This window comes from Bosea vaviloviae, assembly GCF_001741865.1.
Classification (GTDB): Bacteria; Pseudomonadota; Alphaproteobacteria; order Rhizobiales; family Beijerinckiaceae; genus Allobosea; species Allobosea vaviloviae.
In genome coordinates, this window is the sequence record NZ_CP017148.1 from 310,971 (window position 1) to 327,483 (window position 16,513).

Sequence of the window (16,513 nt, forward strand, 5' to 3'; positions counted from 1 at the left end):
GGGGAGGGGACATGCCCAGACCGGAAGAGTATCGCTCGATCGAACTGGAGGCCGCGGCCGCCACGGCCGTGGCGCGGTCGCCGACCGCGCTCGGCAATCTGCTGAAAATCGGCGTTCCCGTCGGAGCCTTGCTCCTGGCCGGCTGGATGATCTCGTCCTCCTTCCGGCAGAGTCCCAAAAACATGACCGCACCGGACACCGAGGAATTCCGGACGACGCAGTTTCCAGCACCCTCGCTCGAGACGCCACGGCCCCAGACCGGGCAGGGCACGATCGTGATCCCGGCGGCGCCAGAAACGCCGGAGCCCTCGATCCCGCCTCCGCCGGTCGCCCCACCACAGGCCCTGCCAGCGCCACCGGCCCCAGAGTTTTTGGCACCGCCTACCATCGCCAATGACGACGAGGCCCGTCGCCTCTCGGAACTGGAGCGGCTGCGGCTCGAGGAAGAACGCCGAAAGTGGGAGCGGCTGCGCGCGCCGCAGGTCATCACCGATGCAAGCGGCAGTGCCGCCTCGGGTCCTTCGCCGGATGGCAGTGCCGGGCGCTCGGGCGGTGACCAGGAAACCGACCCCAACCGGCGCTTTCTGGCTTCCGTCGCCAGCGCCAGTGTCGAAACCGCGAAGGCGACGAAGAACGACCGGATCGACGCGCTGATCGCTCAAGGGACGACTATTCGTGGCGTGCTGGAAACCGCCGTGCAGAGCGATCTGCCGGGCATGGTGCGCGCCGTCACGGCCGAGAATGTCTGGTCGTTCGATGGCCGCCGCGTCCTGATCCCGGCCGGGAGCCGCCTTGTCGGAGAATACAAGTCCGGCATGGCGCAGGGTCAGACCCGCGTCTTCATCGTCTGGACGCGGCTTTTGCGCTCCGACGGCGTCTCGGTTGAGCTCGGCTCCAATGGGGCCGACGAACTGGGGCGCGCCGGCAACTCCGGCTATGTCGACAACCACTACCTCGAACGCTTCGGTGCTGCGGTCGTCCTGAGCCTGGTCGGCGGGGTGTCCCAGTTCTTGAGCGGATACGGCCAGTCCGACAGCAACAACGGCAATGGTTCGACGATCACGACGACCGATCCCGTCACGGGCGTCACCACGACCACGCAGATCGGTGCGAACGGGACCAACCAGGTGCTGCAGGCTCGCCAAATCGCGGCACAAAACGTCTCGCAGACCCTGACCAATATCGCCCAGGAGGCACTAAAGAATTCGATCAACATTCCGCCCACGATCCATCTCGACCAGGGCACGCGGATCACCGTGTTCGTGCGGCGCGATCTCGATTTTGCTGCGCTCTACCCCGACCCGGTCAAGGAAGCGCTGAGGGAGCTTAGGCGTGAACGCAATCCGCCCGCATCGACCCGTCTTCCTTGATAGGGCGCTGGCCCCTTTGCGGCCCTGGCTCGATGACGACCAAGTCGTCGAGATTTGCGCCAATGGTCCCGGCGAAATCTTTGTCGAGCGCTTCGGGCAAGCCGCGATGGAGCGCCACGCCCTGCCCGAGCTGACAGCGGCGGCTATCCGTCACCTCAACGAACGCGTTGCCGGCCATTCCGGCCAGAGCGTCAACGAGGAGCATCCACTGCTCTCGGCTGCTCTCGCCGCCGGCGAACGGTTTCAGGGCGTGCTGCCGCCGGCGACGACGGGCGGCGGTGCCTTCGCCATCCGCAAGCAGGTGATCAAGGAGATGGGGCTTGATGACTATCGCAAGCTCGGCTCCTTCGATCAGGTGAAGGTCGCAACTGCTGGCGAGTTCTCCGAAATCGACCGCAAGCTGTGTGCGCTTCTCGACGGCGGCAAGATTGAGGACTTCATCCGGCTCGCGGTCGTCAGTCGCTATTCGATCCTGCTCGCCGGTGGCACCTCCTCGGGCAAGACCACCTTCCTGAACGCGATCCTGAAAGAGGTGCCAGTCGACGAGCGGATCATCACCATCGAGGATACGCGCGAGGTTCGCCCCGTTCAGCCGAACCACCTTGCGCTCGTTGCCTCGAAGGGTGATCAGGGCGAGGCGCGTGTCACGGTCGAGACCCTGCTGCAGGCCTCGATGCGGCTGCGTCCCGATCGCATTTTTCTGGGCGAGATCCGCGGGCCGGAAGCCTATTCCTTCCTGCGCGCCATCAACACCGGCCATCCCGGCTCGATCACCACTGTCCATGCCGATAGTCCGCAGGGCGCCTTCGAGCAGCTCGCGCTGATGGTGATGCAGGCAGGGCTGGGTTTGAGGCGCGACGAAATTGTCGCCTATATCCAGTCCGTCCTGCCGATCGTGATCCAGCAGACCAAGGTCGGCGGCTGGCGCGGCACATCGGCGATCTATTTCTCGCGGATGGCGGAGTGGCAGGCGAGCCGCAAGCGGCGGGGAGGCGGCCGTGCTGCGCGTCCATCTCTATAGAGCAGGCATCGTCCTCTTCGGGATCCTCGCCTTCTTCCTTCTCTGGAGTCTTGCCTACGAGATCGTCGTCGCCTGGCGCTGGGCCCCGTCTCGGTTTCCGAGTGAAGGGGCCAATCGCTGGGCGTTGTTTCGGATGCAGAATGCCGACCGCTCGGCCGGCTTTGCGCTGATCGCCTGGAACCATTTCCAGGCGCGGCTCGCCTATCAGGCCACGCATAGCGAAGCGCTGACGCGCGCTGGCATCGCGGCTGGTGGCGTTATCGCGCTCGGGCTCGGCGGCTGGCTGTTCGGTCACATCAACCGTCGACAGATGCCCTTCGGCGCTGCCCGCTTCGGCACCTTACTCGAGGCTGCTAATCAGGGGCTGACCGGAAAGCAGGGGATCATCCTCGGCACGATGGGTGGCGTCACGATCCGCTCCGACGAGCCCGCCCACATTCTCGTCGTCGGGCCGTCACGGTCCGGCAAGGGCACAGGATTCGTCCTGCCCAATGGCTATCTCTGGCGGGGCTCGGCCGTGTTCTTCGATCCGAAGAGGGAGAATTTCGAGGCACTCGCCGGCCATCGCGAGCGCATGGGCAACAAGGTTTTCATGTTCTCGCCAGGTTCACGCGACACGCATCGCTATAATCCGCTCGATTTTGTCCGTCGCGACGAGCTGATGGCGACGGACTGCCTCGTCGTCGCCTCCTTCATCATGCCCGAAAAGGCCGACGACACCTGGGCAGGGGCAGGGCGCCTCCTGCTCTCGGCCCTGATCGGCTATGTGCTGAGCTCGCCGCTGACGGCACAGGCGCAGCATATGCGTTCGGTCGCGCGGATGACCACCACCGGCAAGGACATCTCGTCCGTCTTGCGTGCCATCGTCGAAACCGAACAATCGCATCTGCCGAGCTGGGTCATCGACAGCTTCAACCAGTACATAGCGCTCGAGCCCGAAACCCGAAACTCGGCCGTGTTCAATCTGAACATGGCCATGTCTCTCTGGAACAACGGGCTGATCGCGGCTGCGACTGAAGTCTCGGATTTCGACATCCGGGAATTGCGTCGTATGCCGATGACCATCTTCATCGGCTGCACCATCGCAGAACTTGCGATCTTCCGACCGCTGATCCGCATCTTGTTCCAGCAGATCCACGATATGCTGATGGCGCGGCTGCCTGCCGCCGATGAGCCGCATCAGGTCCTGCTCATGCTCGACGAGTTTTACCATGTCGGACGCATGGATGCGCTGATCTCGAAGATCACGATCAGCGCCGGCTACGGCTTCCGGATGTGCCTGATCCTGCAGGATCTCGCCCAGCTCGACGAGCTCTACGGCAAGAACACCCGGATCACGACGGTCTCAGGTTCACAGATCAAGCTGTTCATCCAGATCAACGATCTTGAGACGTCGGAGTTCGTTTCTGAAATGCTCGGTGACACTACCCAGGTCTACAAGACGCCAGTGACCCGGCCGGGGCAGGGGCTGTTCGCGCCCCGCGCTTGGGCGCCGCATTACACCTCCCGGCCGCTGCGCTCGCCCGTGGAGCTTCGGGAAATGTCGGCGCGGACCGCGATCCTGATGGTCAAGAATTCGAGGTCGTTCGAGGTCACCAAGATTCGGCATTATCGAGATCCCCCATATCGGCGGCTTCTGCGTTCAGCGACAAGCGCGCCGGCATTGCCGCCTCTATTGGCCTGGATCGATAAGCCTGACGCCGCAGGACAGTGCGCACCCGCGGCTGCCGCTTCGCGTCGGGAGAATCAGGACCTCGTTGACAACAGGAGCAAAGCACCATCCCCACCTTCCTGTCGGCAGCTCGAAAGCGCCGAACTGGAGCAACCGACTGAGTTTACCGGCATGGCCGAGCGACCATCGCAGATTGCGATGGCAGCGCAGACGCGCTCACGAAAATCATTGTCGTTGGGCAGCCGCAAGCCCGGACTCCCGCCAGAAAGCTTCAAACTGCGCGATCTTCTGACGGCAACCGAGGTCGCGCAGAGAACAGGATTTGACGAGATGGCGGCTAACCTGAGCGCCACCGGCTTAGACGATGCCGAGCTCTCAAACGCGCGTTCGATTTTGGAGCGGCTTGCGCAGAGTTTCGGCGACGATAATGCCGGTTAGCAACACAGCGCTTGCATCGTAGCGGCTACGCCAAGGTGGCAGATGAGTCCGATGTTCTCAATTGGTCAAATACCATCGATATGCGTTAGGGTCGCTTTGCCCACAGCATCGTGGGTCGGCTGCCAACGTGGCTTCGAAGTCGACGTGAATTCGACGAACCCGTGAGCTCGCCGAAACCAAGGCCTTCGCCGAAGCCTCCCGGACGATGAAGCCGCGACCGTCCAAGCGCGGGTGCCCAGGCCCCCGCCGCCAGCGCGAGCAGAGCCTGACGCACCCGCGCTGCCAAAGGCCAATCGTCGCGGATCAACCATAGACGGTGGAAATTTGCACTGGCTTGCTTCGCGATCGCGACGCGTGAAGCCTAGCTATGCGGTCCCCTGAGTGCCGACCGCAAGTCAGCCGGGCGGCCGAAACAGGTACCAATGATGCCGTCCACTTCGCCCGACATCCTCCGGCGGAAAGCCTCAGCCGACTTAAGTATGATCGGATCGCTTGGCTAAGCGCACGCCGACGCCGCCTCCGTTCTCAGCAATGAACTCAATCCCCGCAGCCTCAAGGGCACGCCGAAGCGCTTCAATCGTCACTTTGTTGGCTCTGATTGGTCCAGCCGCGGGCTCCAATCGCTTTATCGTAGCGATAGACACGTTCGACAATTTCGCGAGCGACTTTTGGTCCATCTGCAGTAGGGCCCGTGCGGCACGGAGCTGCGCTCCAGTGATATTTACGCTAAAGGTATCATTTGATGCCATAGGGCTTGATTTTCGTTCTGCGTTCTCGTAGGCTTTCAATGTCACACGCTCCAACTGCCTTCTTTGGAGGTGTGGGCGGTCGAGCAGGGTGGTTGCACACTCATGCCCGACCTAACCAATACCAAGCTGTCTGGAGCTCGGATCATGGCTGATTCCGACAATACCACGACTTTGCCCTTCGTCACGCCTGGACGGAAGAGTTGGACGACGCCCATAGCTCGCTCTGCGGATTGCGAGCCAACTCACACAATGACGTTGGCGGACCCGGCCTTGGCGTTGTCACAGGCATGGACCGAGGCTCGTGCCGCGACGGCGGCGCAGTGTCTGAAGCAACAGCGGCTCGAGACCGCATTGTTAGAGCGAAGGCGTTCTTCGGAGGGCGTCGACGGAAAACCTGCCAGCAGGGCAGGGTACCGCGACGGCATGAGGCGGGCCTATGCAGAAGCAAAGGCGGCCGAGGCACTGGCAGCTGCGCATGAACAAGAGCTCCTGGAGCGCCTTGCCGGGGCGCCCGCGAACTCGCTGGCTGGGATCGCCGCAAAGCTCTCCGTCATCGCGATCGAAGCGGAGGACAATACGGACCTGACAGATTTTCCAGTGCCCCACGTTCGATCCGCTCTGGAGGATCTCCGGCGTTTGATGGGCCGGACCATCCTCGATTCATGTCCCGCTCCGGAGAGCGACCGCGAAGAGGTCGGCAGAACCGACCTTTGCCGAGCTCAACGTCAAGCCATCCAACGGGAGAGGTGAAATGGCCGCACAAGCTGTGAAAAGGATGAGGCTCTTCGGGATGGCGGCCGCCTTGCTGTTGTTCTGGAACGGGAACGGCGCGTATGCCGAAACGACAAAGGAAAGGATCCTACGCGAGGGCAGGATCGTCGTCGGTATCCACAACCGCGCGCCCTGGGGTTTTCGCGACGAGAAGACAGGCGAACCCGCCGGATGGCATCCGGACATTCTCAAAGCCGCCTTCGCCGATCTGGGCGTCAAGAACCTGCAGTTCCAGGTGACTGAGTTCGGAGCGCTCATTCCGGGCCTTCTGGCAGGCCGTTTCGACGCTGTGGCATCGGGTCTCTCGATCACCCCTGACCGCTGCAAGCAGGTGGCCTTCGGCGCGCCGGATCTGCAGGCCCCGGACGCGGCCATCGTCCTGGCTGGCAATCCTAAGAAGATCCATGGCTATGGCGACATCGCCGCTCGTGAAGACATCGTCATGGGAGCCGGACGCGGCAGCGTCGTCACCACTAACGCTGTGGCGGCCGGCGTGCCCAACAGCCGCATGCTGCTATTTCCGGACATCGAATCCAATCTCTCCGCGCTACGTGCCGGCCGGATAGACACAGCTCTCATGGCATCGCCGACGGTCATCGGCCTTCTGGCCGGGAGGGGGGCGGGCGGCCTCGAACGTGTGGCGCCGTTCGACGTGGGTAAAGCACATACCAACTTCGCGGCGATCGCCTTCCGAAAGGAGGATATCGACCTGCGCACCACCTACGATGAACAACTGGCCAAGCTGAAAGCCACCGACGCCTTCGCTTCGATCATGAAGAAATATGGCTTCGGCGATCAGGAAGCCGTGCCGCCGGGCATCGCCACCACCGACCTCTGCAACAGGCAGCAATAGGGATGTCCATGAGCCTGCTCGACATCTGGCTGGGCATTCTGCAGGGGCTTGGCACGACGGCGGCCGTCACCGCCTATGGTCTTGTCTTTGCTGTTCCCTTTGCGCTTGTGTTCGGCGTCGCCCAATATCTCACGCACGGTGTCGCTCGTCTGCTGGTGACAGGCGTCATCGAGTTCTGGCGCAGCTCCTCCGTCATCATCCTGCTCTTTGTCTTCTACTACGCGCTACCTGTTGTCGGGGTGACCTTGTCGGCCCTCACCGTGAGCGCCATGGTTCTCGGTCTGAATGCCGGCGGATATGCCAGTCAGGCGGTGCGGGCCGGTCTTCAGGCCATTCCGACCGGCCAAAAGGAAGCAGGTGCGGCCCTCGGTTTGTCGCGCCCGGCGATCCTCCTCTTGATCGAGCTGCCACAGGCGCTGGTCGCGATGGGTCCGACCTTCGTCAACACCCTCATCCAGTTGGTGAAGGCGACAGCGCTGGTGTCGCTCGTGACGCTGACCGACATGACTTTCCGCGCCAAGGAAATCGCGCAGGTCGAATACAATCCCGTCGCGATCTACACTGCGCTGCTCCTCGCCTTCTTTGTCGTTTGTTACCCGATCGCCCTGGCCGGACGCTGGCTGGAGGCGCGTGTCGCCGCACCTGGGAGCCGCTCCGGTGGGATTTGATCTGGCCTTCGCCTTGTCCAGCGTGCCGACAATTCTGGGCGCGATCGGCACGACCCTATGCGTGGCGCTCGTCAGCTGTATCGGTGCTGCCGCAATCGGTTTTCTTTTCGAGATGGTGCGACGCGTCGGTGGCGTCGTCGGCCTCACGACCGGTTTCGTGATCGACTTCATCCGGTCGACACCCGTGCTGGCCTGGCTCTATTTTCTCTACTTCGCCCTGCCATTCTACGGCATTCGCCTCGGCTCGATGACGGTCGGCGTCATGGGGCTCAGCCTTTATTACAGCGGCTATCTGGCCGAGGTTTTCAAGGCGGGGATTGATGCCATTCCGAAGGGCCAGTCGGAGGCGGCCCGGGCGCTGTCCCTCAGTCGGCGCGATGCTGTCATCTACGTGATCGCGCCACAGATGTTGCGCAACATCGTGGCCCCGCTCGGCAACTATTTCGTCTCAATCCTCAAGGCAACGCCTTATCTGGCAGTGCTGGCGGTTCCCGAAATGCTGGGACGCGCCTTCGATATTGCCTCAGAAACCTATCGCTACACCGAGCCGCTGGTCGTGGCAGGCGTCATCTTCCTGGTGCTCGCATTGGTCATCTCCCACGGCGTCAAGCGTCTGGAACGGCGTCTACTTGCAGTCGGCACACGATAACTCACCGAAAGTCAGGCGGAGCATGAGCACACAATTGGATGCTATCGTCGACATCCGGGGCCTCAACAAATGGTTCGGCGCGCTGCATGTGCTGAACGACATTGACCTTACGGTCGACAGCGGCGCGCGCGTCGTGGTGTGCGGGCCGTCGGGGTCAGGCAAATCGACCCTCATCCGCTGCATCAACGGGCTGGGAAGCTATCAGAAAGGCACGCTGCGTCTCGCGGGCACGACACTTGGCGTCAATGCCAGGGAAACGGCCGCGGCGCGGCGCCAGACCGGCATGGTATTCCAGAGCTTCAACCTGTTTCCACACCTGACGGTGCTGTCGAACTGCACACTGGCGCTGCGGCGCGTTGCCGGCCGGAGCCGCGGCGAGGCGGAAGACATCGCCATGGCTCATCTGGCAAAGGTCAGAATACCAGAGAAGGCCATGTCCTACCCCGGCCAGCTCTCCGGGGGGCAGCAACAGCGCGTCGCGATTGCCCGCGCACTCTGCCTCAACCCCCGCATCATGCTTTTTGACGAACCGACCTCGGCGCTCGATCCGGAGATGATCAAGGAGGTGCTCGACGTCATGACCGCGCTGGCCGGTGACGGCATGACGATGATCTGCGTCACCCACGAGATGGGCTTCGCCCGCGAAGTCGCCGATCAGGTCGTCTTTATGGACCAAGGATGCATCATCGATCGCGCGTCTGCGCGCGATTTTTTCGGCACGTCCGGGCACCCCCGCTCACGCCTTTTCCTGGAAACGATCCTAAAGCACTGAGAGAACGTCGATGACGGTTTACACGCAGGTCTGGACGCCGCTCGACTTCGAGGCTGATGGGAAGCAATGCGACTGGCTGCGCGTGCCGCATTCGACGGACTTGTCGGGATATGGCGTGGTGCCGATCCCCATCGTGTGCATCCGGAACGGGGCGGGTCCCACGGCCCTGCTCATGGCTGGCAGTCATGGCGACGAATATGAAGGGCAGGTCGCGCTTGCCGCGCTGGCGCGCCAAATTGATCCGGCCGATGTAAAAGGCCGGATCATCATCCTGCCCGCGCTCAATGCCCCCGCGGTCGAGGCCGGCCGGCGCGTCTCGCCGCTGGACGCAGGCAACCTCAACCGGTCCTTTCCAGGGGATCCCCTTGGCGGTCCAACGACTATGATCGCGCATTACGTCGGCACCGTGCTCCTCGCCATGGCGGACCTTGCCATCGACCTTCACGCCGGCGGACGCTCTTGTGACTATGTGCCATGCGCCCTGATCAGAAGCGGGGGAAGCGAGAAGGAGCAACGGGAGCTTGCCGACCTCGCGGTCTCGTTCGGCGCTCCGATCACCTCCATCAGTGACGGCTCCGGCGGCGGCGGCAGGACCACATTCTCGGCGGTCGGACAGAAGGTCGGGGTGCCGGTGCTTACCGCCGAACTTGGCGGCGCCGCCGCCCTGTCGCGGGAAGGCCTGGCGATCGCGGAGCAAGGGCTGCGACGCGTCCTGCAACGCTATGGCCTGTTGTCAGGCACCACCGTCGATTCCTCGTCGCCAACGCGCTTCATGCGGGTTCGGGGCAGGGGGGCTTTTGTCTACGCCATGCGCAAGGGGCTATTTGAGCCGGCAGCGGAACTTGGCGCTGTCGTCCAGGCTGGCCAGCATGCCGGTGTCATCCATGCCATCGATCGGCCCTGGCAGGCGCCGGAGCCGGTCTCGTTCACCGAGAGCGGGATGGTTGCCTGTCGGCGTGTACCGATGCTGACCGAGCCCGGCGATTGCCTTTACAAGCTCCTCGTCGACGTCGATCCCGGCTGATCGCTGCAAAGGCGCTCGATCGGAGCGATCATGATCCGCTGGCGACCGATCCGCCCTTCGACGACCCGTCCCGTTGGCGTCAATCCACAGGCCACGTTCAAGTTGAAGGCGGCGAGATTGGCGACGTTCACACTCGACATGACATGTGTGACGGCCGGCCGTTCCCGTGCGATCCATTGTGCGGCGAGGCGAATTGCCGCCTTGCCATAACCGCGACCCTGGAGGCGCGTGTCGATCCGCAGATTGTTCAGGGTCATGCAGCCTTTATCCGCCCAGACGGGCAGAGCGGCTTCTTCCCGCGCGACGATGAAACCCACGATTCTGTCGCCATCAAAAAGCACAAAAGGAATCTGGCGTGGCGGCGATGCTCGCAACTGATTGAAGACGTCGCCGATCGGCCCGCCGGAATAGGATTCCTTGTCGGGATCGACGGCGATGCCGGCGACGACAGCCTCATCGTCAAGACCGAGCAAATGCAACGAGACTGCCATTTGATCCCCTCCGGACCGTCAAAACCGTGGTCAGCTTTGCACGCATCCTTCCAGCTCAGAGTAACGGAATTCCTGGATTGACTTCCGATGCTGCCGATGGGGCGCGCAAAGCCTATCCGGCCGACGAGACTGGGCGTATAGCGTCATGGCGACGGAAGTCTTGATCCCCGGAATTGATCACCTGGCCGCGCGAGTGGCTCGGCGCCGCAGCGGCAGCACGGCCGGAGAGGCGCGAAGTGATCGCGAACAATCAGCCCGGCGTCGCGGTGTCGGCTAATATCGGCTCTCTGATGCCATAGGCACGTCGCGTGCTTGAGATCGCTTCCGGCGTGACATCAATCAACAGCGCTATGATGTCGCCGTCTTCGTGCTGCAAGACATCTCCCAGTTCAACAATGCTCCACCCAAGGGTTCGCAGGCGCTTCGGCCAGAACGATTCACACACGACGCTAATCTGGCGAATGCCAAGCTTGCGGGCGACCTCCAACACGCCGCACAGGACCACGCCAGCAATCGGAGATGATCCGCCACGGCTGCGCAGGGCAGGGCTGATAAAGAAACGGGTCCATTCGAATATGTCTTGCGCCCGCGGCGGCCCGGCCGGTGCCAGCTCAGGAAACACATTACTGAGCAGGTGAGGCTGCGACGTTGGCACCAGGCGCGAGCCGCCGACGATCTTGCCGATGCTATCAAGCGCAAACACGTATACGGCATGTTCCGTATCGAACGCATCCATCTCGATACTGATAGGTCGCGCTATCGCGCGCCAGCGCCGCCGTTTAACGTAGATATCATAGCGAATACGGAAGTATCTCTCCAATACGAGTCTGTACTGTCTTCTATTCGACCATGTGACAACCTGGATTTGTATCATGACCCGCTCCAATTGATGGAGTGAAGGCCGCCGCTACCGAAAACCGTATGCCGGAATTCCGGTATTGCTAAATCTGAATTTCGTGCCTGCGCAGCGCTTTCACAATGGCGTGGGCGACATTGATGGCATCGAGCTTATCACGGATGTTGCGATGATGGCTCTCGACGGTGTTTGTCGTTACGCCGAGGATGCTGGAGATGTCATCGGTCGACTTACCCTGAGCGCTCCACTGCAGCAGCTCCCGCTCGCGTGACGTCAAGGGCGTTTTGATCTCCTCGCGTTCGGCTCGGAAGCCGCTCAGCTTGTGAAACGTATGGACACAGAGCGTTTCGATCAAAGGCAGCGCTCCTGGTGGGATCTCGATACGATCACTTGCAGCCGTCACCACCGCCGGGCCGGCAAGCGGTACGTGGACAGGCGCGCAGAGTCCGTCCTTCATGCCGAATTCTGCCGCCTCGTCCATAACCAGACGACCACGAACCGTCATACGATCCGCTGGCAGTTGATGCCACAGGAAGGGCTTCGCCGTAAGGCGGCTGTGCGCGGCGCATGGATCGTGAGGGAAGTGGCCTTGCGACTTGTAGCGCATGAACCATTCGCGCGGCCACCCATCGTACAGGATCGCGCGATGCCATTCGCTGTCGTGCGGGATCGGCAGTCCGGAGATGAGAAAGCTACGGAGGCCGTAGTTTCCGATCGAAGTTCGAAATATCTTGAGAACGTCGTCAGTCGATTGTGCTGAATCGATCTCAGAAATTTCCGCCAAAAGTTCCAGAACCGCCGCGTTGTTCATCTTTGCACCTCGCTGGACCTCGCAAAGTAGGCGTCGAAGGCGTCTTGTCTCGATCTTCAACTTTCAGGATTCGAATGGTCATAACAGGAGCCAGAGCCGGCGCTTTATTTGAAATTTTATTTTCTCTTAACGACTAATCGTGGTCATCATCTGGCACTTGTTTCGCCGATCGGCGGCTGCGGCGTTCTGGAGTCCTCGCCGTTATCAGATCCTGGGGTGCGACGCCCAACGCGTTCGAAAGGACTTCTAAGGTGTCCAACGTAGCGTTGCGCCGCCCGGCTTCCACGCTGCTGATATAGGCCCGCGTGCGCCCCGAGACGAACGACAGCTGCTCCTGCGAGAGCTTTCTTTCTCTTCGAAGCCGCTGCACGTTCAGACCAAACACAGCGCGGAGTTTCATCCCGGCAAACGTGCGGCGATGCTCACTATGGTGCGACACACTATAGTGCACATTCTGCATTGACAGGGACGTAGTCGCCTGTTTGAACCAGTTGGCGACTGAACGATCCTGTACAGAGGAATTGGGATGGCCGGCCAGCCTGTTAGCGCGCTCCCAGTAGTCGACGCAGCCCCGGCATCTAGCCATCGGGCAAAACGGGAGGACCAGTATCCCAAGGATCACGCAGCCTCTGGTGCTGCGAACGTCATCGGGCTCAGCTGCATCCGCTGCGGCGCTTCCTATCCGGCCAGCATCGAGATAGATTCCAGGGGCTGTCCGGCTTGTCGCGAAGCTGCGCCGGTCAATCTCAAGCCTGTCTACGCTTCGCCTGTTGATCCGCTCTCGATCGCCCCAAACGCGCCCCAGTCCATGTGGCGCTATGCCCATGCACTGCCATGCTCGCTGGAGAACGCCGTTTCGCTCGGGGAGGGGCAGACGCCTTTGATTGGAGCCGCACGGATCGGTCTTGCGTTGGGAGTCCCGAACCTCTTCATCAAAGACGAGGGCCGAAACCCGACCTGGTCGCACAAGGACAGGTTCTCGACGGTTGCGGTGTCGGTGGCACGCGCTCAAGGGGCAAAGGTGGTGGCGACGGCCTCGTCCGGCAATGCCGGAGCCTCACTGGCCGCCTACGCCGCACGCGCGGGGCTGCAGTGTGTTGTCACTACGTTTGGCGGCTCGGCCAACGCAATGCTGGCGCAGATCAGGAAATACGGTGCAACCGTTCTGCCGCTCGCCGACAAGATGGATCGCTGGACCCTGCTTGCCGAAGCTGCGACACGCTATGGCTGGTTTATCGCATCGCCCTATCACGCGCCCGTCGTTGGCAGCCACGCCCTCGGCATCGAGGGCTACAAGACCATTGCTTATGAAATCGTTGAGCAGTCCGGTGGCATCGCCCCCGACTGGTGTGTTTTGCCAGTCTGCTACGGCGACGCGCTGTTCGGTGTCTGGACGGGATTTCAGGAGCTGTTTGCGCAAGGCGCGATCTCGCGACTGCCCAGGATGGTGGCAGCCGAGGTGCATGGATCGCTGGCGCAGGCGCTCGCCACCGGTAGCGACAGGCTCGAAGAACGCAGCCTGGCATTCGAAAGCCTCGCCGTCTCGATCGGTGCGCCACGCAGCACCTATCAGGCCCTGAAAGCATTGCGTGAGTCCTCCGGCCACGCCGTCCCGGTGAACAATGACGGGCTCGTGGACATGCAGGAGCGCCTCGCCCGCGATGAAGGTATTTTCGCCGAACTGGCGTCGGTCACACCACTACTTGCAATGGAGCGACTGCGCGAAGGAGGTGTCATAGCCCCCGATGATCATGTGGTGGCAGTTACCACCGCCAGCGGGTTGAAGGATCTGGATCGATCGGTCGGCCAACCTGGGGATGACACGATATTTCGATCGACGGACGATGCCTGGGATTGGCTTGGCCGCAATGCTGCCGCGCTGATGGCTTTGCAAAGGTAGACGGCCCAGGGATTAGTGAGAGCGTCCTTCATTCTTGAATTCGCCATGGACGATCTGGTCGAGGCTGCGTCTCGCCCACTTGAACCGCATCCAGTCAGCCTCGGACCCAGGCTCGATGATCGTGAGCTCGCGGGGCTCGGAAGGCGGCGAGCAAGGCCAGCCGGGTAACGAACCAAGCCAGGTGTCATCGAAGACCGTTTCCGCGTATCGGTGACCCTCGTCCGGCATGATGACCGCGACCCGGGCTCCGGGCCGCGTGCTCGCAGCCCATCTGCCAACCAGGGCCGCGGCAGCGCTGGTCGGCCCCTGGAAGATGCCATGCTCACGCAGCAGGCGGCGGGCCTCACTGAATGCCGGATATGCCCCAACCCAGTGGACTTCATCGATGAGGTCATGCCTGAGATTGCCCGGCAAGATGCTGTTGCCGAGACCGCGCAACAACCGCTTGCCGGCAGGTTGTCCAAAAAGGATACTTCGGTGAGTGTCTACCGCAATCACAATAAGATGCGGAAAGACCGTGCGCAGAAACGTTCCCGTCCCGCACAGGGAGCCGCCGCTCCCAACACAGCCGACAAGACAGTCGATCTCGCCGAGCGTCCGCACAAGTTGTTCGGCCAGCCTTGCATAGGCGAGCGCGTTTCCTGAATTGTCATATTGCCGTGGCCAGAAGCAGTTGGGGTCCTCGCGGCGAATGTGATCGAGTCGCTGCAGACGCTCCAGTTGATCGCCATTGCCAGCTTGGTCCTCCGTGACAATCATTTGCGCGCCTAAACCATCGAGCCGTGCCTGGTACTTCGCGTCTACAAGGCTCGAGGCGGAGACCAGTGTGAGCCTGTATCCGCGTGCTGCCGACAGCAGCGCAAGAGCCATGCCGAATGTTCCGGATGTCGTCTCGACGATGCGCATCCCGGCCTCGAGTGCGCCCTCGGCGACGGCGCGGTCCAGGATATAGCGCGCCGGCATGAGCTTCATCAGTGGGAAGGCTGCCGCGATCAGATTGGGAGCGAGCGCGGCCATGCGAGGCGTTTCGAGCGCGCGGAAATAGTCAGGGTCCAAGGCTACCATCTCGCCCCGTCGTCGTTGATCTGGTGAAACTCGACGTCGCAGAAGCCGCCTCTTTGCACTGATGCCGCGACGCTTTCCGCGCGCTGCCGAAAATTCGTTCCGGCGGGGTCGAAGATGATACCGAGCAACGAGCCGCTATGCGCCACCTGGACGCCGCAGGCGCCAGCGCCTTCCGCAATCTCGATGACACGTTCAAGATGGGGTTTGGGCAGGTGCCGCTGGTTGAGCAGAGCACTTGCGGTCGCCGCACGCCCAAGGTTCTTCGGATCCTGATAGCGAACCGCATGGGCGATCAGGGCACGCAGGACTCGGAACTGCTGGATTTCCGCACTCTTATAGCGTGCGGGTGGCAGATGGAGCGTATCAATTGGTAGACCGCCAGTCGGCTTGAAGCCGACCAACAGTAGAGGCGGCAACGAGCCGCCAAAATCTTCCAGAACGACGCCCTCCCGTTGAGCGAAGAGGACGGCGTGCTCGTCGAAGGCGATGGCGTCGCTAGCTTGTTCAGCGGCGACCGCCAGTCGGCTGATACGAGAAGGCTGCAACCGGGCAGTATGGGCCGCCGCCACAGCGCGAACCGCGGCGACGACATCCGCGGTGGACGAACCGTAGCCGTGACCGACAGGAATATTACTTTCAATGTTAAGGACGCCACCTTCAACGACGCCCAAATGGTCCAGCGTCTTCCGCGCAGCTAAGCCCGCCTTGATCTTGTCGTGTGGCCGCACAGTAAGAACGCGTCTAGCCGTGCAGGTGAATGTCGCCTTCGCCCGCGAACTGGCGAGCGGGAGGGTGACCAGACCGCGATGGAGTCGGCCGGCCGGACCTTCGAAGACACCCTGCAGCAGTTCTCCATGGTGACCTATTGCAGCCCCGGCGCCGATCTTTGGCAACGATTCACCGTTCGGGGTTAGTCGGGTGACTGCATCCACGATTCGCTCCTTGCGATCCGCATCTGATGCGATGGTGGTCTCGGCGGTGCCAATCCGCCCTCATCAAATTCCGGCATTGACAATGCCGGGCCGCGGCTCGCGGGCTATCATTAGGCTTCGAGAATCAGATGCCGAAACCATACTGCTGGTATGCGTAAGCGGCTGGTGCGCGCTGGCTTGACCTCAGTCAGTACGACCGCGCCTGACCACGCTCGCGATCCTACACCTGCCGGCACGCAGCCTGACGGTGGCGGCTGCCTCTGAATTTGAGAGGCAGGATTCTAAAAATCACCATCGACCGATGTGCGCCAGGAGCGGAAGTTGGGTCTCCGCCTTGAAGCGGACCTCCGCTGCGCAGCAGCGTCAGAACCGATCCTACCCAAAGCTGACGCCTATCAAGTCGTCCGTGAACAATCGGTAAGCTATTGATACTGCGATTGGATTTGTGGTTCTGAAGTCGTCGATTTTGCC

The 16,513-nt window shown here is 62.0% G+C and carries 16 protein-coding genes; 10 read left to right on the top strand and 6 right to left on the bottom strand.

The window, feature by feature from the left end:
* The first annotated feature begins 11 nt into the window (after positions 1-11).
* From virB10 to BHK69_RS31105, 9 genes are all read left to right on the top strand, one after another.
* The gene (gene virB10, locus BHK69_RS31060) at positions 12-1,370 is read left to right on the top strand and encodes a type IV secretion system protein VirB10 (RefSeq protein ID WP_069694315.1); all 1,359 of its coding nucleotides are present in this window, start codon (positions 12-14) and stop codon (positions 1,368-1,370) included.
* Entirely contained in the window at positions 1,333-2,391 is a 1,059-nt protein-coding gene (virB11, locus tag BHK69_RS31065) for a P-type DNA transfer ATPase VirB11 (protein WP_069694316.1), read from the top strand. Before virB10 ends, virB11 begins: the two co-directional genes overlap by 38 nt.
* Entirely contained in the window at positions 2,369-4,501 is a 2,133-nt protein-coding gene (locus BHK69_RS31070; protein ID WP_069694317.1) for a type IV secretory system conjugative DNA transfer family protein, read from the top strand. Before virB11 ends, BHK69_RS31070 begins: the two co-directional genes overlap by 23 nt.
* Before the next feature lie 893 nt (positions 4,502-5,394).
* Positions 5,395-6,000 (top strand): hypothetical protein, encoded by a 606-nt coding sequence (locus tag BHK69_RS31080; protein ID WP_148663745.1) that lies wholly within the window; start codon positions 5,395-5,397, stop codon positions 5,998-6,000.
* Between the two features lies 1 nt (position 6,001).
* Positions 6,002-6,874 carry an ectoine/hydroxyectoine ABC transporter substrate-binding protein EhuB gene (ehuB, locus tag BHK69_RS31085; RefSeq protein WP_069694320.1) on the top strand — a complete coding sequence of 291 codons (873 nt, stop codon included), beginning with the start codon at positions 6,002-6,004 and terminating at the stop codon, positions 6,872-6,874.
* Positions 6,875-6,882: 8 nt separating this feature from the next.
* On the top strand, positions 6,883-7,542 hold the full coding sequence (locus BHK69_RS31090) for an amino acid ABC transporter permease (RefSeq protein WP_069694373.1): 660 nt from the start codon (positions 6,883-6,885) through the stop codon (positions 7,540-7,542).
* The gene (ehuD, locus tag BHK69_RS31095; RefSeq protein WP_069694321.1) at positions 7,532-8,191 is read left to right on the top strand and encodes an ectoine/hydroxyectoine ABC transporter permease subunit EhuD; all 660 of its coding nucleotides are present in this window, start codon (positions 7,532-7,534) and stop codon (positions 8,189-8,191) included. Before BHK69_RS31090 ends, ehuD begins: the two co-directional genes overlap by 11 nt.
* Before the next feature lie 22 nt (positions 8,192-8,213).
* A complete protein-coding gene (locus tag BHK69_RS31100) occupies positions 8,214-8,963 on the top strand; it encodes an amino acid ABC transporter ATP-binding protein (protein ID WP_069694322.1) in 750 nt (249 codons plus the stop codon).
* Between the two features lie 10 nt (positions 8,964-8,973).
* Positions 8,974-9,987 carry a succinylglutamate desuccinylase/aspartoacylase family protein gene (locus BHK69_RS31105; RefSeq protein ID WP_069694323.1) on the top strand — a complete coding sequence of 338 codons (1,014 nt, stop codon included), beginning with the start codon at positions 8,974-8,976 and terminating at the stop codon, positions 9,985-9,987.
* Here BHK69_RS31105 and BHK69_RS31110 read toward each other — a convergent pair.
* From BHK69_RS31110 to BHK69_RS33530, 4 genes are all read right to left on the bottom strand, one after another.
* Positions 9,954-10,478: a GNAT family N-acetyltransferase gene (locus tag BHK69_RS31110; protein WP_069694324.1), complete on the bottom strand. Its 525-nt coding sequence runs from the start codon at positions 10,476-10,478 to the stop codon at positions 9,954-9,956. The genes BHK69_RS31105 and BHK69_RS31110 overlap by 34 nt on opposite strands.
* A gap of 250 nt (positions 10,479-10,728) precedes the next feature.
* Positions 10,729-11,352 (bottom strand): acyl-homoserine-lactone synthase, encoded by a 624-nt coding sequence (locus tag BHK69_RS31115; RefSeq protein ID WP_069694325.1) that lies wholly within the window; start codon positions 11,350-11,352, stop codon positions 10,729-10,731.
* A 67-nt stretch (positions 11,353-11,419) separates the two neighbouring features.
* Positions 11,420-12,145 (bottom strand): LuxR family transcriptional regulator, encoded by a 726-nt coding sequence (locus BHK69_RS31120; RefSeq protein WP_069694326.1) that lies wholly within the window; start codon positions 12,143-12,145, stop codon positions 11,420-11,422.
* A 133-nt stretch (positions 12,146-12,278) separates the two neighbouring features.
* Positions 12,279-12,971, bottom strand: a complete 693-nt coding sequence (locus tag BHK69_RS33530; protein ID WP_342029761.1) for a helix-turn-helix domain-containing protein — start codon at positions 12,969-12,971, stop codon at positions 12,279-12,281.
* On the opposite strand from BHK69_RS33530, the gene BHK69_RS31130 reads away from it, so the two are divergent.
* Positions 12,954-14,045, top strand: coding sequence for a threonine synthase (locus tag BHK69_RS31130; protein ID WP_069694327.1), 1,092 nt, complete (start codon positions 12,954-12,956; stop codon positions 14,043-14,045). The genes BHK69_RS33530 and BHK69_RS31130 overlap by 18 nt on opposite strands.
* Before the next feature lie 12 nt (positions 14,046-14,057).
* On the opposite strand, the gene BHK69_RS31135 is transcribed toward BHK69_RS31130, so the two are convergent.
* Entirely contained in the window at positions 14,058-15,110 is a 1,053-nt protein-coding gene (locus BHK69_RS31135; RefSeq protein ID WP_069694328.1) for a PLP-dependent cysteine synthase family protein, read from the bottom strand.
* Positions 15,104-16,042 (bottom strand): GHMP family kinase ATP-binding protein, encoded by a 939-nt coding sequence (locus BHK69_RS31140; RefSeq protein ID WP_083269966.1) that lies wholly within the window; start codon positions 16,040-16,042, stop codon positions 15,104-15,106. The genes BHK69_RS31135 and BHK69_RS31140 overlap by 7 nt, the downstream gene beginning before the upstream one ends.
* Positions 16,043-16,513: the final 471 nt, after the last annotated feature.

What these genes read in the sequence shown, in the direction of transcription:
- BHK69_RS31130 (WP_069694327.1), top strand. Translation starts at nt 12,954, where the DNA reads ATGTGGCGCTATGCCCATGCACTGCCATGCTCGCTGGAGAACGCCGTT.
- BHK69_RS31105 (WP_069694323.1), top strand. Translation starts at nt 8,974, where the DNA reads ATGACGGTTTACACGCAGGTCTGGACGCCGCTCGACTTCGAGGCTGAT.
- BHK69_RS31135 (WP_069694328.1), bottom strand. Translation starts at nt 15,110, where the DNA reads ATGGTAGCCTTGGACCCTGACTATTTCCGCGCGCTCGAAACGCCTCGC.
- BHK69_RS31100 (WP_069694322.1), top strand. Translation starts at nt 8,214, where the DNA reads ATGAGCACACAATTGGATGCTATCGTCGACATCCGGGGCCTCAACAAA.
- BHK69_RS31120 (WP_069694326.1), bottom strand. Translation starts at nt 12,145, where the DNA reads ATGAACAACGCGGCGGTTCTGGAACTTTTGGCGGAAATTTCTGAGATC.
- BHK69_RS31110 (WP_069694324.1), bottom strand. Translation starts at nt 10,478, where the DNA reads ATGGCAGTCTCGTTGCATTTGCTCGGTCTTGACGATGAGGCTGTCGTC.
- BHK69_RS31115 (WP_069694325.1), bottom strand. Translation starts at nt 11,352, where the DNA reads ATGATACAAATCCAGGTTGTCACATGGTCGAATAGAAGACAGTACAGA.
- ehuB (WP_069694320.1), top strand. Translation starts at nt 6,002, where the DNA reads ATGGCCGCACAAGCTGTGAAAAGGATGAGGCTCTTCGGGATGGCGGCC.
- BHK69_RS31090 (WP_069694373.1), top strand. Translation starts at nt 6,883, where the DNA reads ATGAGCCTGCTCGACATCTGGCTGGGCATTCTGCAGGGGCTTGGCACG.
- BHK69_RS33530 (WP_342029761.1), bottom strand. Translation starts at nt 12,971, where the DNA reads ATGGGCATAGCGCCACATGGACTGGGGCGCGTTTGGGGCGATCGAGAG.
- BHK69_RS31080 (WP_148663745.1), top strand. Translation starts at nt 5,395, where the DNA reads ATGGCTGATTCCGACAATACCACGACTTTGCCCTTCGTCACGCCTGGA.
- virB10 (WP_069694315.1), top strand. Translation starts at nt 12, where the DNA reads ATGCCCAGACCGGAAGAGTATCGCTCGATCGAACTGGAGGCCGCGGCC.